The sequence below is a fragment of the Moorena sp. SIO3A2 genome, from assembly GCF_010672265.1.
In the GTDB taxonomy this organism is placed as follows: Bacteria; Cyanobacteriota; Cyanobacteriia; order Cyanobacteriales; family Coleofasciculaceae; genus Moorena; species Moorena producens.
The window spans coordinates 45,450-70,316 of record NZ_JAAHHC010000003.1 but is presented as its reverse complement, the minus strand read 5'-3'; the positions used below and the strand labels follow the sequence as shown (position 1 = coordinate 70,316).

Here is a 24,867-nt window from a genome sequence, read left to right as displayed (position 1 = left end):
GTATTTACTTTATGGTAAATTAAATAGTAAGGAGCCATATAATATGGCACACAAGAGATGGTTATGACTCATATAACCGACAAAGGTTGATTTAACCGGAGGAGTCATGGAGCCAAAAATTGGCATAAAAGATCAGGGATTCTCAAAGCCCCTAAGCCGTTGGGTGATTGTACTGGCTGGTGTTGGGATTCTGGCAACTGTGGTCGCTAGCGGATATAGTTTGGAAATGGTCCGTGAGCGCCCACCAGAACCAGTGCCATCCGCCAGTAAAACCCCAGCTATCCGAGCTGTCACGGCTCTAGGACGTTTCGAACCTGAGGGGGAAGTTATTCAATTAGCTGCTCCAACAACTTTTCAAGCACCAAGGGTGGCTCAGTTACTGGTTAAGGAAGGGGATAAAGTAGGTGCCAATCAATTGATTGCCATCATGGAAAATCGCGGACGCTTACAAGCGGATTTAGAACGGGCAAAAGCGGAGGTTAAAGTAAGCCGTGCGAACTTGGAGAAAGTCAAAGCCGGTGCTAAAAGCGGCACCATTGCTGCTCAGGAGGCTAAGATTAAACGACTAGAGGCAGAGTATCGGGGGCAGAAGGAGGCGCTACAAACTCGCATTGACCGTTTACAGACTCAGCTGCAAGAAACACAACAAGAGAAAGATGCCACAGTCAGGCGATTAGAGGCTCAGTTAAGGAATGTCCAAGCAGATTTTCAGCGCTATCAGCAGTTAGAACGAGACGGTGCGATCGCAATTTCCGAATTGGACAGCCGCCGCCTAAACGTAGAAACTGCCCAAGAGAGCGTGAGTGAAGCCATAGCCAACCGCACCCAAACTATAAGCACCCTCAGGGAACAACTCAAAGAAGCTATGGTCAACCGCAAGCAGACCCTAGCTGTAGTAGAAGCACAGATTAACGAAGCCAAAGCTACCCTAGAAGAGATTAAAGAAGTACGTCTTGTAGATATTAGACAGGCTGACGCAGAGCTAGAAATGGCTATGGCACAAGTCAAGCAAGCCGAAGCAGAATTAAAATTTGCTTACGTCCATTCTCCACTAGATAGTCAAGTTTTGAAAATTAACACTTATCCAGGAGAAACCGTAGATCAAGAAAAGGGAATTGTGGAACTAGGGCAAACTGACCAAATGATGGTTGTTGCTGAAGTCTACGAAAGTGATATTGGTAAAGTCAAGCTAGGACAGAAAGTAACAATTATTAGTGAAAGCAAGGCATTTGAGGGTAAACTCAATGGCAGTGTAGTTAGAATTGGGCAACAAATTGACAAACAGGATGTTCTTGACACTGATCCAGCCGCTGACGTAGATGCCAGAGTTGTTGAAGTAGATATTCGTCTAAATCCAGAAGACAGCAAGACCGTGACTGATTTAACTAACTCCCAAGTCATCGTAAAAATAGTTATTAGTAATTAGTCAATCGCTTTGCTCCAATTAAAAATTATCAATTCAAAATTCAAAACTAACCTATAAATTAATTCGTGGGCTTGTATCCGGTGGAAACACTTACAAAGTATAAGGTTATTCATTTTTAATTTTTAATTTTTAATTTTTAATTTTTAATTTTTAATTTTTAATTTTTAATTTTTAATTTTTAATTTTTAATTAAAAAATAGTAATTAACCAGTAAATATTAATCATGAAAATACCTTTAGCATGGTTACAATTGACCCATGAAAAAATGCGTTTGCTGGTGGCACTGGCAGGAATTGCTTTTGCCGATATTTTAATGTTTATGCAAATGGGTTTTAGGGATGCCCTGTTTGCCAGTAATGTGACACTACATAATAGCTTACAGGGTGACATTTTTTTGATTAGTCCCCAGTCCCAATCAATACTCGCTCTGAAAAGTTTTCCTAGTCGCAGGTTGTATCAAAGTATTGCATTTGATGGGGTCAAATCGATCCGTGGGATATATATGGACTATGGCCTCTGGAAAAATCCTCAAACCCGTGAAACTCGCAATGTACTTGTGATTGGGTTTAATCCTACTGACAACGTCTTCAATTTATCTGGAGTAACCAGCAATCTGGATACGATAAAAATGCCCGATGTAGTTTTGTTCGATGACAGCTCCAGACCTGAATATGGTCCTATTGCTGAAGAGTTTAATCAGGGCAAGGAGATAACCACTGAAGTCAAAGAACGTCGCATTCGAGTAGGAGGCTTATTCACCCTAGGGGCTTCCTTTGCAGCAGATGGAAATGTGATCACCAGTGATTTAAACTTTTTACGCCTTTTCCCTGATCGCCATAAAGGACTAATTGATATCGGTTTGATTAAATTAGAACCAGGGTTAGATGTGGAGATAGTTGTAGAGAATATGAGGCGCGAACTTTCTAAGGATGTTAGAGTTTTATCCAAGGAAGAGTTTGTTAATTGGGAGAAAGCTTACTGGCAAAGCAGTACATCAATAGGCTTTATTTTTACCCTCGGTAGCGCTATGGGATTTATCGTGGGTACAGTGATTGTTTATCAAATTCTATATACTGATGTCGCGGATCATTTGCCTGAGTATGCTACCCTTAAAGCCATGGGTTATAAAACCAGGTATCTATTGATAGTTGTTTTTCAAGAAGCTCTGATTCTGGCAATTTTAGGTTATTTTCCTGGATATGGACTGGCACTAGGGTTGTATAGTTTAACGAAAAATGCTACCAGTTTACCCATAGCCATGAGTCTAGCTAGGGCAGTGACAGTTTTGATTCTGACGATTATTATGTGTTGTATTTCCGGTGCGATCGCGATCGGGAAACTCCAAGCAGCCGATCCCGCTGATATTTTTTAAACTATTGCTAAAACTATAATCAATAACCAATAACTAGCTAGGAAGGAAAACTGTCATGGTGGACGAAGCAGTTGTATCCATTAAGCATCTTAATCATTACTTTGGTAAAGGTTTTCTACGGAAACAGGTTTTGTTTGATATTGACCTAGACATCCACCAAGGAGAAATTGTGTTGATGACTGGTCCTTCTGGATCGGGTAAGACGACATTACTAACCCTAATCGGAGGATTGCGATCGCCTCAATCTGGTAGTCTTAAAATCCTAGGACAGCAACTGCTGGGAGCCAATAAACGTAATTTGATAGCGGTGCGGCGTCATATTGGCTATATTTTCCAGGCTCATAACTTACTCAAGAGTTTAACAGCTCGCCAAAATGTGCAAATGTCAGCAGAACTACACCCAGAACTTTCTGTTAAAGATGCTATTACTAAATCAGTAGCTATATTGGAAGAAGTGGGCTTAGGTAAGTGGGTGAATTACTACCCAGATAAACTTTCTGGAGGACAAAAACAACGAGTCGCGATCGCTCGTGCTTTAGTGGGTAATCCCAAGATACTCTTAGCCGATGAACCAACAGCAGCACTAGACAGTAAATCCGGTCGTGAAGTGGTGGATTTAATGCAGCAGTTAGCTAAAGAACAGGGCTGTACAATTTTACTCGTTACTCACGACAATCGAATTCTCGATATTGCTGACCGGATTGTTAATATGGAAGATGGGCGTCTGAATGGTATCAAAGCAGTTAGATGAACTACCACCTGCTTGCTACGCAGAGCAGGTGGTTTCCAGCTTCACAGGGGATTGCCTTAGCTTGGGTTTACTTCCTCGCTTTGGTCTTACATCCCCTCCACTAGCAGAATCCCCCGTCCCAGAGGATTGTAATATCCTGATACCTTCTGCTCTAATGTTCTTGGCTGCATTCTCATCTCTATCATGGTGAGCGCCACAGTTAGGACATTTCCAAGCCCTGATATCTAATGGCATTTCACTCACTTGATAAAGGCAACTATAACATGTTTTAGAGCTAGGAAACCATTTGTCAATTTCCACTAGTACCTTGCCTTCCTTTTCTAATTTGTAAGACAAGAAATTGACAAACATCCCCCATCCGGCATCCAATATTGCTTTAGCTAGATTGTGGTTCCGAAGCATACCCTTAGTATTGAGGTTTTCAACTACGATGACTTGGTTATCGTCAACAAGCTTTCTTGATAGCTTATGTAAGTAGTCTTGACGGGTATTGCTAATACGTTCGTGAACCCTAGCAACTATTCTTCTGGCTTTGTTTCTGGTGTTACTACCTTTTTGTTTTCTAGATAATTTATTTTGCTTTCTGGCTAAATTTTTCTCGGATTTGTACAAGTGTCTAGGGTTAGCAAACTTGGAGGTTTTATTCCCATCATTAACTATGGCAAAATCTTTAACCCCTAAATCTACACCTGCTACTTTTCCCTCATGATTAGGTTGAGGATTATCCCCTTCTAACTCAGTCAAAATAGATGCAAAATATTTCCCAGATGGTGTCATGGAAATAGTAACAGTTTTGATTTCTCCTTCAATTGGACGTTTGTCAAACTTGGTTTTGATTACACCAACTTTCCCAGGAAATTTCAAATTACCATTAACTAGTTTTACCTTTTGGGGATATTGAATAGATTGTTTACGCTTCTTTGACTTAAATCTAGGGAACCTAGCCCTACCTTGAAAGAAGTTTTTATAAGCCGTGACCAGATTTAAGGTAGCAGCTTGTAACACCTGAGAATAACAGGTTTTTAGCCATTCTGTTTCCTCGGCTTTTTTAAGCTTTGGAAGCAGGGCATTGAGACTAGATTGCCTTACACTTTTCCCTGTGGATTTGTAGGTTTCAATGCAATGGTTTAGAGCATAATTCCACCACCACCGAGCGCAACCAAAGTGTTGAGCTAATATTTCTTTTTGTTCATCGCTCGGATAGATCCTGACTTTGATTGCGTAGTGTCTCATCTTTTGATCACCTCCTTGTTATTATTATATACAATTTGTTATAACTATATTCCGGGCAAAAATAAAATCCTGGTGTTCGCTCTCATCCCCCACCTGCTAGCGCGAGGAAGGGGAATTCCCGCTCACTCTGTTAAACTGGACTAACTTTAGCACGATGCAGCAACTTATCACCAATGCGGTAGCCAGTGTAACGTACCCTAACCCGATCACCTGGTTGAGCACTGCCTGACATGAGTTGGTGTTGTTGTGGATCGTAAGGAATTTCTTGCCCCACAGATGCGATCGCTTCCACACCCCATTTTTCTAACAACTGTTCCACTGGCTTTACCAGGGGCAATAATCTCACTGCTGGTAACTGCTGATTCTGTTGTGCCGCATAAGCAGCAGTGGGCCATTGCACTAGCCAGGATTCTAGCACTTGTAAACTAGATTGCTGAAACTCCTGCATTAAAGTCTCGCGCTGCTGTTCCAACTGCTGTTCCAGACGCTGGTACTCCTGCTTGAATGTTGAGTCTTCCTGCTGTAACGTAGAAACAGAATCTGGCAAAAACAGAACCAGTAAGTGATTCACCGACACCTGCAACGCTTGAGCAAGTTTAAGCAGCGTTTTTAGCTGCATCTGCGACACCTGACCTTTCCGCAAACGCCTCAGTTGCAACTCGGAAACATCAGCCCTGAGACTGAGTTGCCTAAAACTAGGAATATCCACTTTTGCCATAAGTTGTCGCAACTGTTCACTGTAATTGGGATAGGAAGACTCGGTCATTTCCAGGCTGACTTATCAAGGATAAAGGATGACAGGAGAAGATTTAGAAATCTGATCAACTCCAGTAGAGTAATTATGATATCCCTTATTGTGATTATTGGTAAGTGCGATCAGCTAATCGCTGATCGCCAACTACTGAGTGCTTACCAAATTAGATATTTGCTCAAAGTGCATTGACCCAGAAATCAGCAGTTACAATCTCACCATTACGCTTAAATTGACCCCAGACTTTATATGTGCCTGTTTCAGGAAATTGGGTAGCAAAACGTATCGGTTCAGTAGTTTTACCTGGAAGTGCGTGAGCATGAATGTAATCAGATGCTGTTATAGATTCTGATTGTTTAACAATTACTAAATGACCAAATTCTCCCAAATAAGGTTGTAAATCAGTAACCGGATTATTATTAGCAGCATCTTTTAACTGAAAGCTAATCATTACTTCTTCATTCGCCTGAACTTTGGGTTTATCAAAACTCAACTCAATCTTGGTCTTGCCAAAGACTTTAGTATTTTTAATTTCTTTATCAGTTAGAGATGAATTAATGCCTGGTGCTTTTACTTTTAGCACCGAAACTCGCTCTGGGTTTCCAGTTGGTTTGTAATCGCTAAAAAGAGTATAATCACCGGGTTTAGGAAAATTAGCTTCAACTTCAAACCTTCCATTACCTTTGTATTCAGGATGAATATGATCGTAAAAATCCAGATCATCACTGACGACAATTAAATGCATTATTTTTTCTTGGAAAACCTCAAAATCAGGAACAGCATTTCCCTCAGAGTCTTGAATATCAATTACCAAACTATTTGGTTTATCTAAAGTAATTTTTGAAGGAGTCGTTAGTATAGCTTTAGTCTTTACTGATGGTTTATTTCCGTGACCATGGCTACCATGGTGATGACCATGCTCATTGTGATTATGGTGACCATGGTGTTTATCTCCCTCAACAGATGCATCTCCAGATTGCCCTAGTGTTGAACAACTTTGAGCCAGCAATAAAGTAGAACTAACTAGTAATGCGCTAACCAAACGATTCATGATGTCTTTACCCACAAAAGTTATTCAATATTTATTGTTTAAAGGAAAAGCGACCGTTGATTTTTTTCCCGTTAATGTCAGTTTGAATGACCACCTTATATTCCCCAGTAGCTTTCCCAGGTAAAAAAGCAGCGTAATGTTTACCAGCCTGATCATAGCTGAAATCTAGATTCTTTTGTTCACCATTTGGTAACTGGATTTGAGCCTTGACTTTGGCATTAGATACACTTTTGTGTTCCTCACCCTGTTGTAGAAAAAAGTCTAAGTGAATTCCCTGTTTTTCGACAATAGGCAACAATTCTAAATGATAAAGGCCAGATTCAATGATTTGACCACCTTGGGAGTAACCATCACCATGGCTGGAGGAATCAACCTTCTCAGTTTTGGTGACAGTTTCTGAAGAGGTAGTTTGACTAGTCTCTTTCGTACTATTGCCACAGGAGGCTAGAAACATCAGTCCCACACTAGAGAGAACAATTAAACTTGACTGCAACCACAAACCCATACTTTTACTCCTTTCAAACTAATTGATTTTTTTGATAACCAGTAAAAAAGTTGATACTGACTAAGCTTACCGCTGACAGCTTACAGCTGAATACTTACCTATTGACCCACCACTGAACCACGTTTAAAGGATGAATTTAAGTCTTCAGGTAAAATCCCTGGATTGATGGGTTTAGATATGAAAAAGCGACCAAACTGAGCATACAAAGCTGGTAATACCAATAAGGTTAAAGCTGTAGAAGTAAACAATCCTCCCAAAACAACTATTGCCAATGGCTGTAAAATTTCTTTCCCTGCCCCCGTGCCAATTACGAGAGGAACCATCCCTAAAGCTGAAGTCAACGCCGTCATTAAAATTGCCACTAATCGTTCCGTTGAACCTTCAATAATGACTTGCTTCAAAGGCATTCCTTGAGCCAATTTATTGTTGTAATTATCTACCAGAAGTAAACCATTGCGGGTAGCAACACCAAAGAGAGTGATAAATCCTACCATGGAAGCAACAGAGATAATACCACCACCGAGGGCAACGGAAAAAATTCCCCCAGTTAATGCTAGAGGTAGATTGAGCATAATCATCACTGTTGCTGAAATTGACTTGACGGCAAAGTACATTAAAACAGCAATCACAATCAGTGCCAGAGTACCGAATACTAGTAAATTTTGAGATGCTCGTTGTTCTGATTCAAACTGTCCTCCATATTGGATAAAGTAGCCGGAAGGTAATTTTACTCTCTCCTTGACTGTGGCTTGAATCTCTTCAACTACACTACCTAAATCTCGATCAGCAACATTAGCTGAGACCACAATCAGACGAGAAACATTTTCGCGGTTGATTGTGTTTGGTCCCTTACCATAACTAATGTTAGCAACTTGGGCAAGAGGAATTTTAGTGCCCGTGGGAGTATCAACTAGCAGGTTGCTAATGGTATTAAGATTATTGCGGTATTCGGCTTTTAACCACACTACCAAATCAAATAACTGTTGCTCTTCCAGTACCTGGGAGACAACTCTACCATTGAGAGCAGTTTCAACAATTTCTGCCAGCTGACCAACACTAAGACCATAACGAGCAGCAGCAGCGCGGTCAAACTTAATTTGCACCTGTTTGATCGGAATTTGGGGTTCAAGAATTAGATCCACCACACCAGGAATCTCTTGCATCCCATCTCGAACTTGAGCACCAATAGTTCGTAATTCCGAAAGTTCCGGACCAAAAATTTTTACTGCGATCGCACTCCTGACTCCTGAGAGGACTTCATCCATGCGGTGGGAAATAAAACCACCAATACTAGGGGCTACCCCCGGTAACTTAGCAAATTCCTCACGGAGTTTCTCAATCGTTGCTTTTCGGTCTTTCATCCCCTCCTCTGAAATTTCCACATCCAAATGGCCGAGAGTAACACTACCAGCATCAGCATCACCGGGAGCACGCCCTGAACGTAACTGCACTGACTCAAACCGGGGGTCATCTTTGAGAGCTAGTTGCATCGCTGAACCAGCGCGATTCGTCATTTCCAGAGAGACACCGGGATAGAGAGTGAAAGCATTGACAAGCGATCGCTCCTGAAACTCTGGTAAGAAGACTCGTCCTAGAGAGGTAAAAATAATTAGAGAAGCGACAAACCCTGCTACTGCTGTTAGCAAAACTAGACTGGGAGCATGAATAGAAAACCGAATTAATGGCTGATATAGTTTTTTAGAAAAGCGCGCTACCCAAGTTTCTTCCTCCGGTAACTGTACAGTAGCAAGCAAGAAAGCACACAAAGCTGGACTCAGGGTCAGGGCTACAAATGTAGAGGCAAAAATTGAGACTAGATAGGCTACTCCCATCGGTGCAAAGATACGACCTTCAACACCAGTAAGGGTAAAAATTGGTGCGAAGACTACAGCAATAATTACTGTAGAAAACAGCACACTTACTCGCACTTCCACTGAAGTGTTATAAACCACCTGTAAAGGGTTGAGGGGATTTCCTGCTTGCTGATTTTTCCGTAATCCCCGGTAGCAATTTTCCATGTCCACAATCGAGTCATCCACCACTGACCCAATTGCTACAGCTAGTCCTCCCAAAGTCATGGTATTAATTCCCAAACCAAAGAGATTGAGTAGCATCATCCCAATCAACAAAGACAGAGGAATGGCGCTGAGGGTAATAATGGCACTGCGCCAGTTCATCAAGAACAGAAACAGAATAATAGAAACAATGATGATGCCATCGCGCAAGGCATTCCTGACATTTTTAATTGAGGCATCAATAAAATCGGATTGGCGGAACGTAACAGTAACCTTGACATTCTCCGGCAAACCCTCTTTAATTTCCTCCATGGCTGCTTCTACGGCTTTGGTAACAGTAGGAGTATCAACCAGGGGTTGTTTGTTAACTAGCACCACAATCGCTTTTTTTCCATCCAAGCTACCATCACCCCGCTTCAATGCAGCACCAATTCGGACATCGGCGATATCAGAAAGCAGCAATGGTGTGCCATTACGTGCCACTACCACCGATTGTTCTAAATCCTCTATTGACTCAACTCGTCCAATGCCTCGAATTAATAGTTCCTTGTCTGGACTAATCAGAAAGCCACCCGCTGCATTAGTATTTGCTGCTGCTGCTGCTTCGGTAACTTCTGCTAAGGAAACATCAAAAGCGGTTAACTTGGCAGGGTCAACCAGTACCTGATACTGACGTACATCTCCCCCATAGGCAATTACCTGAGTTACCCCCGCTACTGCCAATAATTGGTTGGTAATATCTCGGTCAACCAATCGACGCACAGCCATTAGGTCAATTTCAGAGGGGACATCTCCTGTCTCTACATCTTCGTCAATGGTAAAAGCGTAGGAAAGAATGGTACCAATGGGCGAGGAAAGGGGAGAAATTTGCGGTGATTCTACTCCTTCTGGTAATCTGGCAGCAGCTTGTTGTAATCGTTCAGTTACTAACTGGCGAGCTTGATAGATATTAGTATCCCATTTGAAGATAACTTTTACTACAGAAATGCCCACTCCCGAAGAGGATCGTACTGTAGTCAATCCAGGAATGCCATTGATCGCACTTTCGACAGGCATTGTAACTAAAGATTCCACTTCTTCTGGAGCCAATCCCGGCGCTTCCGTTTGAATTTCAACTTGGGGAGGAGCAAAATTGGGAAATACATCTAAGGGCATTTGGGAAACAATGCCAAATCCCCAAACTGTGACGATGATAGCGCCAATTACAACTAGCCAGCGTCGAGCAATAGACCACTTCAGGATCGAGTTAAGCATTTTGGTCTTACCTACAGCCTTGCTGATTATTGCCTGTTTACGAAACTATTAGGAATGGCCGAATCTAAATAGCCATCCCCATTGCTCTGGGCATTTCCTTTTACATCAGCAGTGGGATGATAGCTATTATTGGTCAGCCCATCGGAAATTTCTATAGGTGCTGGTCTTGATTGTGAAGCAGTGCGGCGTCCGAGCATAAAAGCACCAGCTGTAATTACCCCTCCTACAGGAAAAACCCACCACCAGGGTAGGCTAGCAACATTAACATTAGTCGATGTTGCCTTATGATTATGTTCTTCTTGCTCATGGTCATGGTGATCAGCTTTAGAGCCACCCCTTAGGGATTGGGCATACAACATCACCCCGCCTTCAGCCACAATCTGGTCACCTTCAAATAAACCATTCTTGACTTCTACCAAATCCCCAAAAGTTGAACCAAGAGTAAGTTCTACAGGTTCATAGAAGTTCTGACCATTTTCTACATAAACCAGTTGTTTACCATTAGCATCCACCAAAGCATCTTGAGAAATCGCTAAAGTAGCTACACTGGTTTTATCAGTAAGAATATTTAATTGAGCAAACATTCCTGGTTTTAGTTGCCCTCCAGGATTATCCAACTTTACCCTCACTGGCACTACTCGTGTCTGACCTGCCACGATAGGGTCGATTTGGGTAACTTGACCTGTAAAAGTCTGATTAGGCAGACTAGAAACTTCTAATCTGACCTTCTGACCTATTTTTACCTTATATAAATCTTTTTCATAAATATTAGCAGTTGCCCAGACTTGATTATTGTTAACAATCGTCATCAGTTGCCCACCTGCGTCTTCAAACGATTCACCCAAGGTTAGTTTCCACTGCGCTACTGTACCGGAAATTGGAGCAAGCACCGTTACCTTTCCTTGCTCATTAGCAGAATTACTAAGTTGTTGCAGTCGGGTTTTGTAGGTAGTATCGCTCAGTTGAACCCGGGATTTGGCAGCCTTAACCGCTGTTTGAGCCCGTTTTAATTCCGCTTCTGCTTCGAGAACTTCCCGACGGCTAAATGCTCTTTTCAGTAACGTTTTAGCCTCTGCTAGCTTAGTTTTCGACTCTAGCATCTGACGTCGAGCCAGAGCACCTTCGATTGCTAATGCTAGGTCTTTATCGTACTCTTCTTGGGCTACTGCTAGCTGAGTTTCAGCTTCATCGATTTCAGCAGCAGCAATTTGACGCTGACGTTCTAAATTTTCCCTAGCTAGTTCCAGATTTGCCTGAGCTTCTCCCAATGTGGCCTTAGCTTCAGTCAGTCTGTCGAGAGACTCAACCCGCAATTCAATTAACTCCAAGCTAGAAATGACAGCAACCGCTTGACCTTTCTTGACCCTCTGACCTGGTTTGACCAAAAGTTTAGCAACTGTACCGGGAATCGGTGCTGTTACTTGCGCCTGTTGGTTGGGCTGGGTTTCAATTTGCCCCGTGGTTTGAATACCAATATCCAAAAACTGCCTAGAGACGGATTGGAGTTTAATCCCAATTTGACTAGCGGTTGTGGCATCTACCTTAATTCCTTCGGGATTGCTGGTGGCTTCGGTTCCGCTTTGGAACTCATTTCCATGCCCGGCATGGGCGAAAACAGCAACTGGTGCGATCGCTATCACCAGCAAAAAGGTAAACGTTGAAGCCAGGATTTTTTCTGTCTTGTGCATAATGGATCAGTGCTTTTGATGCTCAGCAGAGGGTGCAAGTAGTCACCATAGCCTCCACCCAGATACCTAAGGTTTGCATCCAGATGGTCATTTGCTGTCGTCTTGATTAAGTATCACAAGCAAATATGAAATCAGGATGAAATTTTAGGTATCAATGAAATTATTTTTTTTAGGACTTTGGTAAGCCTTCAGCTTCTGAGAGTAGGAAATTGATTTGTTAATTATTTTTTTTAATTAATGTCACAATTTAATTCTATGTTTTAGAATTAATGGTTTAGGCTACGTGTAGTAATTGTGATACTTTTTGATGCCATATTCTAGAATTGCTACTCGCTATTCCCTGCTCCGAAATTCCCTTTGCTATTACATACATTGACTATAGGTGCGTGCAGCTTTAAGCTAATTTATCCACAGAAAGTTACACTCTGCCCCGCTTTGTTTCGCGCATATCGCTACTATAGACAAAGTATCCAGCGAGAAAAGACAGATGAGAGTACTGCTAGTTGAAGATGAGCCAGACTTGGGTGCTGCAATTAAGCGAGCGTTGAATATAGAGAAGTATGTGGTGGACTTGGTTGTTAACGGTACTGAAGCTTGGGGTTATTTAAACAATCACGAAACCCAATATACCTTAGCTATCTTCGACTGGTTGCTACCAGGGCTATCCGGACTAGAGTTACTGCGTCAGTTACGCTATAGTAATAATCCCTTGCCTATTTTGATGCTAACGGCAAAAGACCGCCTGGAAGATAGAGTGATGGGTTTGGATACCGGAGCCGATGATTATTTAGTCAAACCGTTCCTAATGGCAGAGTTGCTAGCAAGAGTTAGAGCCTTGCACCGGCGAACACCCCTACTCCAGCCCCAACAACTTCAGGTGGGTGACCTTATTCTAGATTATGGTAACCGAACGGTTTATCGTCTTGCTGCTAACGGTGAGAAACTCCACGTTCCACTCACGAATAAAGAATTCCAGCTCTTAGAGTATTTTATGAAGCATCCCAATCAGGTGATGACCACCAACCAAATTCGCAATCAACTTTGGGAAGTGAATGCAGAACCAATTAGTAACGTAGTGGCGGCTCAAATGCGCCTGCTACGTCGGAAACTCGAATCAATCAACTCCAGCATTCCCATTGAAACTGTGCATGGTTTGGGGTATCGTCTCAATCTGAAAAAATAATGAATCAAAATAAGCTATTTAACCAGACTCGTGGAAAATTAGCACTTTCCTATGCCATTGTCATGGGGTTTATTTTGAGCTTGTTGGGATTTGGTGTTTACAGAGGGATCGCTCATACCCATTTAGTCACTTCAGACCGGGAGTTAAAATCCGTTGCGGGGACACTCCATGATAGTCTGGAATGGAAACTCAAGGAACCGGGACGGGTAGAGCCAATAATTGGGGAACTTTTACCTAATCTGTGTATCGTTGGAGTTAACTGTTCTAAACCACTGGTTAGTCCCCAACGCCACATCCTCAGTGCTGTTAGCCAAGCTCACTACTACATCCGGCTATTTGATACCTCAGGACGTTTAATTGCCATTGCAGGAACTTACCCAGAGGGATTACCCCAGGTGTTTAATCAAGCACCTTGGCAAACCCTGTCCGATGGTAAGGGCAACTCCTATCACCAAATTTCTCTATCGCTACATACTCAAGATCAGCGGGATTGGGGGTATTTGCAGGTGGGGCACTCTTTCCAATACCTCAAGGAGTACCTCAATACGGTAAAATTAATCTTGGTATTGGGGCTGCCAATGGCAATGATCTTAGTGGGCAGTGGCAGTTGGTGGTTAGCAGGGTTGGCGATGCAACCTATTTACCAATCCTACAGACAGATTCAACAGTTTACCGCTGATGCTGCCCACGAGCTACGGACACCGATAGCTGCGACACTGGCAACGGTTGAGTCGGCACTTTTGATGCCTAGCTTGGATCAACAAGAAGCACGAAACATTCTTGAAATTGTTGAACGTCAAAATCAGCGGCTGACTCAGTTAGTTGCGGATTTGTTGTTGTTGTCTCGCTTAGATAGACAACCAGCATCTGTACGTCACCAGACATGCTGTCTCAATGACCTGGTTAGCGATTTAGTTGAGGAATTGGCAGCCTTGGCAATCGCTTCCGAAATTACACTGACATCTTCGGTGCTAGTGCCAACTCCTCTGGAGGTTGTGGGTGATTCTGAGCAGCTTTATCGCCTAGTTTCTAATTTAATTATTAATGGTATCCAATACACCCCTGTGGGTGGTAAAGTAACTGTTATTTTAGACAAGAGCGACCAACACGCGGTGATCCAGGTAGAAGATACGGGGATTGGTATTGCCCAAGAAGACCAAGGGCGAATTTTTGATCGCTTTTATCGAGTCAATAGCGATCGCTCTCGTCACACAGGAGGTTCCGGATTAGGGCTGGCAATTGCTAATGCGATCGCTATTGCCCACCACGGTAGCTTGCAAGTATACAGCGAACGAGGTGTTGGTAGTAGGTTTACTCTTCGATTGCCCAAGCCAGTTACTTCCTTCGATAAGGAACACTTTAGTGCTCCAGTTTTTTTCCAATCAAACTCCTAAGTGAAGCATGAAAGATAAAGTAAAAAAGGCAAATATTGAAGGATAAACAGATATAGCTCAAACGATACCAGTTATTTAACAACCAATAAATTAGACTATTTCATCCTTCATGATTAATACCTAATACCTAATACCTAATACTTCATCCTTCATACTTAATACTTAATAAGCTTATTTTAAAATACTGCGCAGCATCCAAGCCGTTTTCTCGTGTATGCTCATCCGTTCGGTCAACAGGTCAGCTGTGGACTCATCGTTAGCACGTTCAGCGGCTGGGAAAACAGACCGTGCAGTTCTTACCACTGCCTCATTGGCTTCCACTAGCAAGCGCACCATGTCCTCAGCCTCCGGAACATCGCTGGTTTCGGGGATAGAGGATAATTGTGCATACTGACTGTAGCTGCCAGGAGCAGGATAGCCTAGGGTACGAATCCGCTCTGCTACCGCATCCACTGCTAAAGCTAACTCATTGTACTGTTGCTCAAACATCAGGTGTAGGGAGTTGAACATTGGTCCAGTAACATTCCAGTGGAAGTAATGGGTCTTCAGGTATAGGGTATAAGTGTCGGCTAGTAGACGAGACAGTCCCTCAGCAATCTCTTTGCGGTCTTGTTCATCAATACCAATATTGACAGGTACAATCGTTGCCATAGTACTCTCCTAAAGGTTCCTACTCAAAACTAATAGTAGCGACGGTAAGCTTTAAACAGCTTAACTTTAAGCAATTCTGGTTTCCTTGGGAATACACCCAAGGGATGAAGCTATTTTTGTCCCAAAATTGCTAATTTTCAGGCTAAATGCCGTTTTAAGACCGACCGAGGAGCGCGACGCACGCGGCATTTAATGGTTTTTTTTCCTAAACGCTGGTGTGCTTCGTAACGGTGGCAACCGGAAAAACCATAGTATTGCCCATCTACTTCTAACACATCAATGGGTTCGAGCAAACCTTCTTTGGCAATTGATTCCATTAGCGCCGCCACCTTGTTTGGATCATTTTGTGGTGGTAGGGGACGGCGGATTTGCTCTAGGGGAATTTCTTTGATGTATATCATAGTGCTAGTAATTTGTCAATTTAGTTTTGATGGTAATGGGGTTGCGGGTTAGGGGTTAGGGGTTAGGGGTTGGGTTAAGGGTTTTAGTACCTAATGTAAGCGTGCCTAATGTAAGTGTCCCTAATGTAAGCGTGCCTAATCCCTAATACAAGGATGCCCGTAGGGACAAGGGTTGGGTAGAATAGGAAAAATTTACCAAGGGCTAATGAATCAAGCCAGTTTTAATCCTAATGAGATTACTGTGCCCAATGGCTGCTTCTTTGGCTTGCCCTATTCGGTTGAGGAGGCTTCAATCGTTTTCCTGCCTGTTCCTTGGGACGTGACCACATCTTACCGAGAGGGCGCAGCAAACGGTCCCCAAGGAATTTTAGATGCTTCGGTACAGTTAGATTGGTACGACTTTGATGTACCCCAAGCTTGGGAAACGAGGTGTGGAACTATACCGATTAACTCAGCTCTCCTTGACCAAAATCGTGCCATGAGGTTGATAGCTAAAGAGATTATTCAGTATTTAGAAGCTGGTGGCAATGTGGATGATGATGCGATCGCAAAACAGTTAGCAATCGTTAATCAAGCCTGTGCTGGTCTCAACAACTGGGTTTACACTCAGGCACTGGAACTGCTGGAGCAAGGCAAGCTGGTTGCCATCGTCGGTGGCGATCACAGTGTTCCTCTTGGGTTAATGCAAGCCCTAACACAGCAACACGATGAATACGGGATTTTACAAATTGATGCCCATGCCGATCTCCGGCAAGCCTATGAGGGGTTTACTTACTCCCATGCCTCGATCATGTACAATGCCCTGACCCTACCTCAGATTAATCGTTTAGTTCAGGTTGGCATCCGAGATGTTTGTGAAGAGGAAATGTCTTGGGCAAACAGCGATCGCCGGATTGTAGTGTTTGATGACTGGCAGCTCAAAGCTAACACTTACGAAGGTATAACCTGGGCAGCCCAGTGTCAGGAAATTATTGCTAATTTACCGAATAAAGTTTATATTAGCTTTGATATTGACGGATTGAACCCCGCCTATTGTCCCAATACAGGTACTCCTGTGCCGGGAGGATTAGAATTTAATCAGGCAATGTATTTAGTGCGATCGCTAGTCAAAGCTGGAAAAACTATTATTGGTTTTGATCTGTGCGAAGTTGCTCCCGGAGACTCTGGGGATGAGTGGGATGGCAATGTTGGGGCTAGAATTTTGTACAAGCTTGCCTGTTTGACGAGGTATAGGACTAATTAATCAAAAAATCACCATCACTAAATTTTTATCTGACTCCTGTCGCCTGGGTAGCCAAATGTGTCTCTTTCAACTGCTCCAGTAAGGCTTTTCTTTGGTCATAGAGGCGTTTTAGAGGACGAGGCGCTACCTTAGCTAGGCAGTAAGCTGTCAGTAGGGGCATAGCAATGGTCGAGTCGCAATAAACCACTACTGTTTCTGATAACTTCTGTGGATCAAGCTTGCACCAAGAGACCGCCTCCGATGGGGTTGCTCCTGACAAACCCCCTGTGTCTGGACGGGCATCAGTTACCTGAAGAAAGTAATCATGCCCCTTCTCATCAATACCCAAGACTTCTTGAAGATACGGTTCCGTCTGCAACATAAAATTTTTCGGCGAGCCACCTCCCAAGATCCAAATTCCACTGGCTCCCCCATGGTTTTTAGCTGCCAGTACAATTGCTGCCGTTTCATTCACATCCAAGGACACATCAATGACTGGTCCGGTTCCCTGCAACCCTAGCGCTGCTAAATTCATCCCAATCGAACTATCTCCAGGGCTGGAGGTATAGATGGGGACTCCTAACCGATAAGCTGCCGCCAGCAGGGATTGGTTTTTCAGTCCCAATGTCTGCTCCCGTGCAGCAATGTACTTACCGCAGAGGTAGTGAAACTCTGCCGTTCCCATTCGACCCTTAAACTCAGGCTGTTCAATGATCTGACGAAAGAACTTATCCGTTGATAGCAGCACGTCATAATCGAAGAAAATGTCATAGATCCGAACAACCCCTTCTTTCTGCAATACCACATCACTGATATCGTGCCGCCCTTGATGGAGTTCCAATCCGATGCCAAAGTGAGTGTCGTGGTAGAGATTGGCTCCCGTAGATACTATCCAATCGACAAACCCTGCCTCCATCAGTGGGATCACTGCGGCCATTCCTAAGCCTGCGGGGGTTAATGCTCCTGTCAAACTTAAACCCACCGTTACGTTGGGCTGCAACATCCGCTCTACCAATAATTGGCAGCCTTCTCGTAATCGACCAGAATTGTAGGCTAGAAACGTCTGGTCGATCAACTCTGTGATTGGGATTTGTGCCGTAATCGGACGGGGAGCGATTTTACGCCCTTGCAAAAAGCGATTTTCTTTGGTGGGCATGTTAGTCAAATCACTGGAGAAAACTTGCGCTTAACGACCGTTATAACTTAATGAGCAACATTCTGTAATCTCAAGATTGATGGTTCATGATTCATGAAACTGAGCACCAAACTCTATAATTTTTTTTAGCTTTCCCTACAATTAGAGTTACTAGGTAAGTCCTGAGCTTAACTTGCGAGGGGGTTTGGGGGATACATCGACTCCCCCAGTATTTTTCTCACCCCTTCAAGGGGTGAGAAAAATACATCTACGAATTTGTGTATTGATGGTAGACTGTAATGTATGTTGATGATGAACTATCGCTACCGAATCTATCCAAGTGCGAGCCAGCAAGTTCAAATACTTGAGTGGTTAGAGACTTGTCGCGGCGTCTACAACTACGCTCTGAGGGAGTTGAAAGACTGGTTGGCAAGTCGAAAGTGTGATGTGGATAGATGTTCTTTGTCAAAGGAATACATCATCCCAGCTGATACTCCGTTCCCTAGCTACCATCTTCAACAAAATAGTCACGAACTCAAATAGGTATAACTCCTCAAACTCCGCTCATAATTTTCCAGCAGCCGTTGAGATTCTGCCAAAGTAATTCGGTTCTCTTGCAACGCCTGTTCTGTGCGGCGGCGCATACCTTCCACCAAATCTTCAGCATCATACTGCACATAACCCAAAACTTCCGTGATTGTATCTCCCTTAACCACGTGTTCAATTTCATACCCTCTGGGGCTTAATTTGATGTGAACTGCGTTACTATCACCAAAAAGATTGTGTAAATTCCCCATAATCTCTTGGTAGGCACCGACTAGGAAGAAACCCAAATAGTAGGGTTCTTTGGATTTGGGATTTGGGATTTGGGATTTGGAATTAGAAATTCTCTCTGGCTCCTCGGCTTTGCGCAAAGGATGTAGTTCCAGCAACGATTTAACATCCCGCAGGTCAATAAATTGGTCAATCTTACCATCACTATCGCAGGTAAGGTCAGCCAGGATCCCCCTTTGAGTTGGTTCTTCATCCAGCCGATGGATGGGCATAATCGGAAATAGCTGGTTAATTCCCCAGCAATCTGGCACTGATTGGAAGACTGATAGGTTGACATAATAAATTGATGCCATGATCGTTTCCAGGTCTGCTAGATCCTCAGGAACATAGTCTTGTGTTCTGATAATTTCCCGAATCTTTTGACAGCACGCCCAATAAAGCTGCTCGGCTTTAGCCCGCTCGGTAATGCTCAGATAGCCTAAACTAAACAGGCTTTTTGCTTCTTGGTTAAGCTCGATGGCATCATGATAAGCTTCCTGGTAATTCTCAAGGTCGATAGTACAGTAAGTTTCCCAAAGATTTCGGATAATTAGATGGTCTTGTTCCGTTGCCAGTGGAGGGGATTGAGATTCGACATCACTGGTACTCAAAACATCAAAGATCAGGACTGATTGATGGGATGCGATCGCACGACCACTTTCACTAATGAGTGTTGGTGCCGGAATTTGATGTTCCTCACAAGCTTCCTTCACCGCAGCCACAATGTCATTGGCATAGTTCTGCATGTTGTAGTTTTTGGAGGCATGGAAGTTTGTTTTGGAGCCATCGTAATCCACTGCCAACCCACCACCTACATCTAGATACTGCATATTCACCCCTAATCCCTTGAGCTCAGCATAAATTTGGCTGGCTTCGCGAATAGCATCTTTAATTGCGCTAATGGCAGAGATTTGAGAGCCGATGTGGAAGTGCAACAGCTGCAATGACTCAAGCATTCCAGCCTCTCGTAGCTGGTCAATGGTTTGGAGTATTTCTGGAATTTTCAGACCAAATTTAGCTCTATCTCCTACAGAGTTTCCCCAACGACCCATGCTTTGTGTACTCAGTTTGGCTCGCACCCCCAGCACTGGTGTGATGCCTCCTAACTCAGCAGCTACCTCGATAATTAGCTGCACTTCTTCTAGCTGTTCTAGGACAATTATCGGATTATGTCCCAATCGCCTAGCTAAAAGGGCAGTTTCAAGATATTCCCGGTCTTTGTAGCCGTTACAAATAATTAGGGAATCCGGAGTGAGCAATGTTGCTAGAGCAATCATCAATTCAGGTTTAGAACCGACTTCTAAACCAAATTGATAAGGTTGACCAAAATACACGACATCCTCTACCACATGTCGATGCTGGTTGCATTTAACCGGAAAGACTCCTTGGTAACGACCAGGGTATTTGTAGCGAGTAATGGCTTGGGCAAAACAGGCGTTTAATTGCGCTATCTGGTCTGCCAAGATATCTGAAAAATGGATTAATAATGGTAGTCCCAAGTTGCGCTGCTTCAGGGATTCTACCAGTTCCAACAAATCCAACGAGCCGCCCCCATTGCCTTTAGGGGAAACCATGATATGACCAGCAGTGTTAATGGCAAAGTAGGGTTCTCCCCAGCCTTGGATCTGATAAAGCTCCTCACTTTTCTCAATTGTCCAAGATTTAGAGGTCTTCTGATCTTGGTTCTGGTTAGGGATTTGAGAACAGGATGAGTCTATCAACTTAACACCATAATCTGTAGGATTTTGAGTCGAGAACCCTGTAGTAGTCTCATTAGTAGTCTCAGTAGTCGTCTCAGGGGTTAAATACTCTTGAAACTGGGATTTACGCTGTAGTGTCACCAATAACCTCCTTAAAGACATTGGTCGAACTGACAAGCCATGCTAAAATGCCGTCAGCGTGTTTTTTAACTAATCGTGAGCGTCGATGTCTAAACCATCTGGTCATCAGGCTCAAAAGCAAGATTATTTCCAGTCCATCCAAAAGCTAATATACAATTATCAGATTGCTGTTTGGGTTGGGCTTTGGGTTGTTATGGTCTTAGCCGGTAGCATAGCAACTATTGGTCTGATTGATCCTGGACCGATTGAGGAAGAAGCCAATAATCCACAACCAGCTCTGGCTCAACTGCGGGCATCAGCGGCCAAAGAGGCTGTGCCTCTGTCTTTGTTTGGTGTTGTTGCTGTAGGCTGCGCCAGCGGTTGCTTATTGCTTACTCAGGCTCTAAAATTTCCAAGCCGGAAAACGAAACCGAAAAGACCGATAACATCTAGTGTCAGCAGTAGAAGGCGACGCCGTAATTCTAGACGCCGTAAGGCTACTAGCAAACAACAACCAGTCAAATCATTACCATTATTACCATCACAAAACAAGAGTGATGACCAACAGACCGAGGTAACGGTTTTGCCACCAGAGCCTACTGATCAGACCAATCCTCAAGACGAGACTCTTGCCAACATGATGGATATGCGTAAGCGCCGCTCTCTGTCTTCCTTGATGCGGGATCAATAATCAGCTGATGCTAGTGGTGATTTATTTAATGTGCCCTTAATTTGCCCTTTGTTCACTCTTGACGCTTGACGGTTAACCGTCAATTGTTAGAAGTTCTAACCTCTAACAGGGATTGCCAATCTTTAATCGCTTGCTGTGACCAAAGCCAGTTCTTGCTCAAGGCATCAGGTTTGAAGTTAATGGGGTCATTGGTGAGCACCAGTTGCCGTAGCTTGAGGGATCGTTGGGACAAGCTCGCCCGCTTAGATCCGTTTTGTTCTTGAGCCGATTTCCACAAGCCTAGCCCTAAGCCAGCATAGGTATTCCATTTTTGGGAATTGCTGGATTTTCCAGATCCAACTGTTGTAGGTTTCTTGTTGCTACTCCTGTACAATGCATCATACCAAGCTTGGTTAGCTCGCTCGTATTTGCCTTCAGCGTAATAGGCAAACCCTAGGGCATTGCGGTAAGTCCAAGAGTCAGGTTCTTGTTTGACTGCTCTTTCCCAATAACGTCTGACATCATCGAAACTGTATTCATCCGAGCCTGTCTGGATCGACTGCCATGCCAGACGCCCTCTTAAAAAACTCACCATTGACTTATTCAATTGTTCTGAGGGAACTTCCTGAAGGGCAGCAGAAGCCTGGGGTAATGCACCCCGGTCTAGCAATGCCCTGACAGCTTCGGTTCCTCGAATAATATTCCCCTCACTGAATGCTTGAATTGCGATCGCTGTGACGGTCTTAGTCTTAGCCTTTGTCAAATTCACATTTGAGTAATCAACAGGTTTGGAGAGACCTGGTGGTAATTGTCTGCCTAGCCCAGGACTAGGAGGGTTCTGGAAAAACCAAACCCCCAAAAGTACCAAGGCCAGAGTTCCCGTTGCTCCTAGTCCGATCCACACTGGTGAACGTGGTAACCTTGAACCCTTCTGTTTAGGATTAGTGACCTTTTTCCCCTCAAGTTCTGCTGTAGAATCCTCAAGGTTTGGAGCTGATTGGGTTGAGCCCTCGCTAGACAAAGCCGCTGTCAGGGTTGCAGCTGAAGCTTTCGAAGCAGCAGGTAGTTGACTTGGGGTATGGACTGGTAAGTTCTTCTGAGCAGCCTCTGAGTAAGGGTTTTGGGATAACCCCTCTAAATTCGATGCTGCTATTTGTGATTCCCCACCCTGAGCCTCTGTATTGAGCTGATCCAGCAATCCCTTAATGAAAGCAGCGGGATCGTCTGCTTCTAGTTCATGGGATTCTAAACCCGGTGTTACACCAGTGAGACTTTCATGGTCATACTCAGCTTCTCCCCTAGAGACAAGAGCTGACTCTTCCTCAAATTCTGAGAATGTGGTAGAATTATTATCTGCTGGTGGTGTAAAAAACGCCTCTTCTGGGTCTAACCCTACAGACATTCCAGGAGGATCGGGCAGACTAAATATTTGAGTTCGGTCATAACTGTGGTCATCATTGGTCAGGAAACCATCAAATTCCGGATGCAGATAGAGAACAGGTAATGCCCAATAAAGCTGGTTCGAGCCATAAGCAGAAATGAGTCCTTGTCTAGCTCGCGAGAGGCTTAGGTCAATGGGATAACCCTGATTGATGTTACGGTATAATAGTCGGGTTAGGGTCAGGGCTACCTCATCGGGAATACGCTCTGCCATGGCTAGAACACCAGGAATACCGCGCTTAACCAGTGCTTGGGCGAGATTTTGATCGTTACCGTTTTCTTGGGTATGTGAAGCAGCTGTATGAGCACCACGACAGGAGTTGAATACAGCCAGCTGGACACCATTATTAACTAACAATCCCGCTAGATCATCACCCCTTACGGTCTCTGTCAAACCAGTTTTTTTACTAACCAGGTAGACATCACCACCTGATTCCCCTAGGTTAGAGTGACCAGCATAGTGGAAGACTTGATATTTTCCTTGTTCCAGGGCTTGGGTTAACTGTTCCCGTCCTGGCTGTTCCAGAATTGTCAGATGAATCGCTGGGGGTCCATTGGGTGAACGATGGCGGAGTTCTTCTTTCAGGTGAGATGCTTCTTGTAAGAGTTCTAAACTTTCTTGATCACTTGGACCCGCGATCACCATCAAAATTTTCAGAGGTTGATTCGGTGGAGACAAAGGCTTCGGAACTGGTCTAATCAAGCCTTTGGTCATCTGGTAGCGGGAGAAAGCCACATCAGTTCCTGTGGCTAGGGGACGATCCCCAGCATGGAGTACTTCCCAAGGTAGGCGGGGTAATTCTGTACCTTTCAATCCCAGACGCAGCCGCAAAACCGACCGTTGATTTTGAGCGATCGCTTGCGCCATCATCCAGCTATCGCGCAAGCTTCCTTTAAATAGGGCATTGTATAGCTCCTGACCCAAGGCAACTAAGTTTAAAGAGGATTGAGAGTACGGTTCTCCCCAAGATGGCATGGCAAAACTGCCATCCACCCCAGCTGCCCTACCCTGCAGGACACTAAATAGGGGGTCATTCATCAGTTGCTTGGCCTGGGTTAACCATTCTTCTACCGGCCAACTGACTTGTTCTTCTGCCAATGAGACTCCCGGTGCCACTCGTTCGATGCGCACCAGATAATCATCATGTTTTCCTAAGGGGGTTACGGAGATATGGAATTCCTGTGCCACTGTTGCCCAATTTTGCTCAATTTCAAGGGATCAATTTTGCTCATAGTGACGAGCTTTGGCTGAAGGTTTAAAAATTCTTGAATATTTGTTTAGTATTTGCTTATTGAGGAGTATTCCTTTAGGGGAAAATTCTTGTTGGCTCATGGTATTGATGCCGTTTTTTATTTAAGGTTTCCAAGGCATACTCTGTTAATTGTTTTGAATCAGAAAATTTCCTAATTCCAGCATTTGGGTGCCACTTTACCCAGATTTTTCCGGATTGCTATCACCAATCTCGGAAAAGTGAAATGGTAGATGCACCCTGATTGACACCCCCGGTTCACTTTGGTGAGCTGGGGATTTTTTTTCACTGGGTGGTAAGGTGTTACCCACTATATGTAGCCATCTCTATAGATTAGTTTGCTTGCTCCTTTTCCTCTAAACACGAACTGATTAAGCGATGCAGGGCGGTCTTGGGGAGGCAGTGCGGTCTTGGGGGTTCCACCCATGAGCAACTGCCGTGGTTTCCCCCACTCGCGCTTTGCATCAAGACACGGTTTTAAGCACTTAAAACAGGTGAAATTGCTTTGGCAAGCAGCTAATTTCCCCCTCGGGAATTGGTACTCATACCCAGCCTTGGATGTACTGAATCAGTAAGGTTTCCAGGAGGAAGGATTAGGGTGTAGGTTTATCCATACTATGATAAGCGTGTTATCAACTAGCTTAACATCTGAAATTTTGCCCAAGATACTCTTTTGGGGTTTCATCACTGTCTGCAGAGCATTTTAGTCAGCCTGATCCTCAACTTTGCTAATTCAGGTCAAGAGTGCCTAATCCTTGGTATTAAGCAGTTTTTCAGTCTTAGGCAGAAGCTCTAGGGGTATTCTTTGAGCTTTATTATGGTTTTTGTAAAGATTTTGACAA

Annotated in this window: 18 protein-coding genes and 1 pseudogene; 8 read left to right on the top strand and 11 right to left on the bottom strand. The window is 43.8% G+C overall.

Annotated features, from left to right (window positions below):
* The first annotated feature begins 106 nt into the window (after positions 1-106).
* The 3 genes from F6K64_RS04540 to F6K64_RS04530 all read left to right on the top strand — a co-directional run bounded on the left by F6K64_RS04540 (position 107) and on the right by F6K64_RS04530 (position 3,549).
* A complete protein-coding gene (locus F6K64_RS04540) occupies positions 107-1,426 on the top strand; it encodes an ABC exporter membrane fusion protein (RefSeq protein ID WP_008186226.1) in 1,320 nt (439 codons plus the stop codon).
* Between the two features lie 223 nt (positions 1,427-1,649).
* Entirely contained in the window at positions 1,650-2,798 is a 1,149-nt protein-coding gene (gene devC, locus F6K64_RS04535; protein WP_008186225.1) for an ABC transporter permease DevC, read from the top strand.
* 55 nt (positions 2,799-2,853) lie between these two features.
* A complete protein-coding gene (locus tag F6K64_RS04530; protein ID WP_008186224.1) occupies positions 2,854-3,549 on the top strand; it encodes a DevA family ABC transporter ATP-binding protein in 696 nt (231 codons plus the stop codon).
* Between the two features lie 15 nt (positions 3,550-3,564).
* On the opposite strand, the gene F6K64_RS04525 is transcribed toward F6K64_RS04530, so the two are convergent.
* The 6 genes from F6K64_RS04525 to F6K64_RS04500 all read right to left on the bottom strand — a co-directional run bounded on the left by F6K64_RS04525 (position 3,565) and on the right by F6K64_RS04500 (position 12,046).
* Positions 3,565-4,782: an RNA-guided endonuclease InsQ/TnpB family protein gene (locus F6K64_RS04525; RefSeq protein ID WP_008186223.1), complete on the bottom strand. Its 1,218-nt coding sequence runs from the start codon at positions 4,780-4,782 to the stop codon at positions 3,565-3,567.
* Positions 4,783-4,912: 130 nt separating this feature from the next.
* Complete coding sequence (gene grpE, locus F6K64_RS04520) at positions 4,913-5,548, bottom strand: nucleotide exchange factor GrpE (protein ID WP_287264941.1); 636 nt, start codon at positions 5,546-5,548, stop codon at positions 4,913-4,915.
* Positions 5,549-5,711: 163 nt separating this feature from the next.
* Complete coding sequence (locus F6K64_RS04515; RefSeq protein ID WP_287264939.1) at positions 5,712-6,599, bottom strand: DUF8832 domain-containing protein; 888 nt, start codon at positions 6,597-6,599, stop codon at positions 5,712-5,714.
* A gap of 16 nt (positions 6,600-6,615) precedes the next feature.
* The gene (locus F6K64_RS04510) at positions 6,616-7,089 is read right to left on the bottom strand and encodes a hypothetical protein (protein WP_287264937.1); all 474 of its coding nucleotides are present in this window, start codon (positions 7,087-7,089) and stop codon (positions 6,616-6,618) included.
* Between the two features lie 98 nt (positions 7,090-7,187).
* Positions 7,188-10,358, bottom strand: a complete 3,171-nt coding sequence (locus F6K64_RS04505) for an efflux RND transporter permease subunit (protein ID WP_287264936.1) — start codon at positions 10,356-10,358, stop codon at positions 7,188-7,190.
* 26 nt (positions 10,359-10,384) lie between these two features.
* Positions 10,385-12,046: an efflux RND transporter periplasmic adaptor subunit gene (locus F6K64_RS04500; protein WP_008186214.1), complete on the bottom strand. Its 1,662-nt coding sequence runs from the start codon at positions 12,044-12,046 to the stop codon at positions 10,385-10,387.
* 487 nt (positions 12,047-12,533) lie between these two features.
* Here F6K64_RS04500 and rppA point away from each other — a divergent pair, with 487 nt between their 5' ends.
* Both rppA and rppB read left to right on the top strand, forming a co-directional pair.
* Positions 12,534-13,229 carry a two-component system response regulator RppA gene (rppA, locus tag F6K64_RS04495; RefSeq protein ID WP_008186212.1) on the top strand — a complete coding sequence of 232 codons (696 nt, stop codon included), beginning with the start codon at positions 12,534-12,536 and terminating at the stop codon, positions 13,227-13,229.
* Entirely contained in the window at positions 13,229-14,623 is a 1,395-nt protein-coding gene (gene rppB, locus F6K64_RS04490) for a two-component system sensor histidine kinase RppB (protein WP_008186210.1), read from the top strand. Before rppA ends, rppB begins: the two co-directional genes overlap by 1 nt.
* A 171-nt stretch (positions 14,624-14,794) precedes the next feature.
* On the opposite strand, the gene F6K64_RS04485 is transcribed toward rppB, so the two are convergent.
* Both F6K64_RS04485 and F6K64_RS04480 read right to left on the bottom strand, forming a co-directional pair.
* On the bottom strand, positions 14,795-15,274 hold the full coding sequence (locus F6K64_RS04485; RefSeq protein ID WP_008186208.1) for a Dps family protein: 480 nt from the start codon (positions 15,272-15,274) through the stop codon (positions 14,795-14,797).
* A 137-nt stretch (positions 15,275-15,411) separates the two neighbouring features.
* On the bottom strand, positions 15,412-15,675 hold the full coding sequence (locus tag F6K64_RS04480; RefSeq protein ID WP_287264935.1) for a ParB N-terminal domain-containing protein: 264 nt from the start codon (positions 15,673-15,675) through the stop codon (positions 15,412-15,414).
* A 205-nt stretch (positions 15,676-15,880) separates the two neighbouring features.
* Here F6K64_RS04480 and F6K64_RS04475 point away from each other — a divergent pair, with 205 nt between their 5' ends.
* Positions 15,881-16,918 (top strand): agmatinase family protein, encoded by a 1,038-nt coding sequence (locus F6K64_RS04475; RefSeq protein ID WP_287264934.1) that lies wholly within the window; start codon positions 15,881-15,883, stop codon positions 16,916-16,918.
* Between the two features lie 25 nt (positions 16,919-16,943).
* On the opposite strand, the gene F6K64_RS04470 is transcribed toward F6K64_RS04475, so the two are convergent.
* On the bottom strand, positions 16,944-18,053 hold the full coding sequence (locus tag F6K64_RS04470; RefSeq protein WP_287264932.1) for a homospermidine biosynthesis protein: 1,110 nt from the start codon (positions 18,051-18,053) through the stop codon (positions 16,944-16,946).
* Between the two features lie 282 nt (positions 18,054-18,335).
* Here F6K64_RS04470 and F6K64_RS04465 point away from each other — a divergent pair.
* Positions 18,336-18,560, top strand: a pseudogene (locus F6K64_RS04465) (helix-turn-helix domain-containing protein); the annotation flags it as partial.
* On the opposite strand, the gene speA reads toward F6K64_RS04465, so the two are convergent.
* Positions 18,560-20,707: a biosynthetic arginine decarboxylase gene (gene speA, locus F6K64_RS04460; RefSeq protein ID WP_008186202.1), complete on the bottom strand. Its 2,148-nt coding sequence runs from the start codon at positions 20,705-20,707 to the stop codon at positions 18,560-18,562. The pseudogene F6K64_RS04465 and the gene speA overlap by 1 nt on opposite strands.
* 64 nt (positions 20,708-20,771) lie before the next feature.
* Between speA and F6K64_RS04455 the strand changes: the two genes are divergently transcribed.
* Positions 20,772-21,356, top strand: a complete 585-nt coding sequence (locus F6K64_RS04455; protein WP_008186201.1) for a hypothetical protein — start codon at positions 20,772-20,774, stop codon at positions 21,354-21,356.
* Between the two features lie 79 nt (positions 21,357-21,435).
* On the opposite strand, the gene F6K64_RS04450 is transcribed toward F6K64_RS04455, so the two are convergent.
* Positions 21,436-23,964, bottom strand: coding sequence for a CHAT domain-containing protein (locus F6K64_RS04450; RefSeq protein ID WP_008186198.1), 2,529 nt, complete (start codon positions 23,962-23,964; stop codon positions 21,436-21,438).
* Positions 23,965-24,867: the final 903 nt, after the last annotated feature.

Bases quoted from the DNA above. Each gene is read 5' to 3' on its own strand.
- rppB (WP_008186210.1), top strand. From the start codon at position 13,229: ATGAATCAAAATAAGCTATTTAACCAGACTCGTGGAAAATTAGCACTT.
- grpE (WP_287264941.1), bottom strand. From the start codon at position 5,548: ATGACCGAGTCTTCCTATCCCAATTACAGTGAACAGTTGCGACAACTT.
- F6K64_RS04470 (WP_287264932.1), bottom strand. From the start codon at position 18,053: ATGCCCACCAAAGAAAATCGCTTTTTGCAAGGGCGTAAAATCGCTCCC.
- F6K64_RS04510 (WP_287264937.1), bottom strand. From the start codon at position 7,089: ATGGGTTTGTGGTTGCAGTCAAGTTTAATTGTTCTCTCTAGTGTGGGA.
- F6K64_RS04500 (WP_008186214.1), bottom strand. From the start codon at position 12,046: ATGCACAAGACAGAAAAAATCCTGGCTTCAACGTTTACCTTTTTGCTG.
- F6K64_RS04480 (WP_287264935.1), bottom strand. From the start codon at position 15,675: ATGATATACATCAAAGAAATTCCCCTAGAGCAAATCCGCCGTCCCCTA.
- F6K64_RS04485 (WP_008186208.1), bottom strand. From the start codon at position 15,274: ATGGCAACGATTGTACCTGTCAATATTGGTATTGATGAACAAGACCGC.
- F6K64_RS04525 (WP_008186223.1), bottom strand. From the start codon at position 4,782: ATGAGACACTACGCAATCAAAGTCAGGATCTATCCGAGCGATGAACAA.
- F6K64_RS04455 (WP_008186201.1), top strand. From the start codon at position 20,772: ATGTCTAAACCATCTGGTCATCAGGCTCAAAAGCAAGATTATTTCCAG.
- F6K64_RS04530 (WP_008186224.1), top strand. From the start codon at position 2,854: ATGGTGGACGAAGCAGTTGTATCCATTAAGCATCTTAATCATTACTTT.
- speA (WP_008186202.1), bottom strand. From the start codon at position 20,707: ATGTCTTTAAGGAGGTTATTGGTGACACTACAGCGTAAATCCCAGTTT.
- F6K64_RS04505 (WP_287264936.1), bottom strand. From the start codon at position 10,358: ATGCTTAACTCGATCCTGAAGTGGTCTATTGCTCGACGCTGGCTAGTT.
- F6K64_RS04475 (WP_287264934.1), top strand. From the start codon at position 15,881: ATGAATCAAGCCAGTTTTAATCCTAATGAGATTACTGTGCCCAATGGC.
- F6K64_RS04540 (WP_008186226.1), top strand. From the start codon at position 107: ATGGAGCCAAAAATTGGCATAAAAGATCAGGGATTCTCAAAGCCCCTA.
- rppA (WP_008186212.1), top strand. From the start codon at position 12,534: ATGAGAGTACTGCTAGTTGAAGATGAGCCAGACTTGGGTGCTGCAATT.
- devC (WP_008186225.1), top strand. From the start codon at position 1,650: ATGAAAATACCTTTAGCATGGTTACAATTGACCCATGAAAAAATGCGT.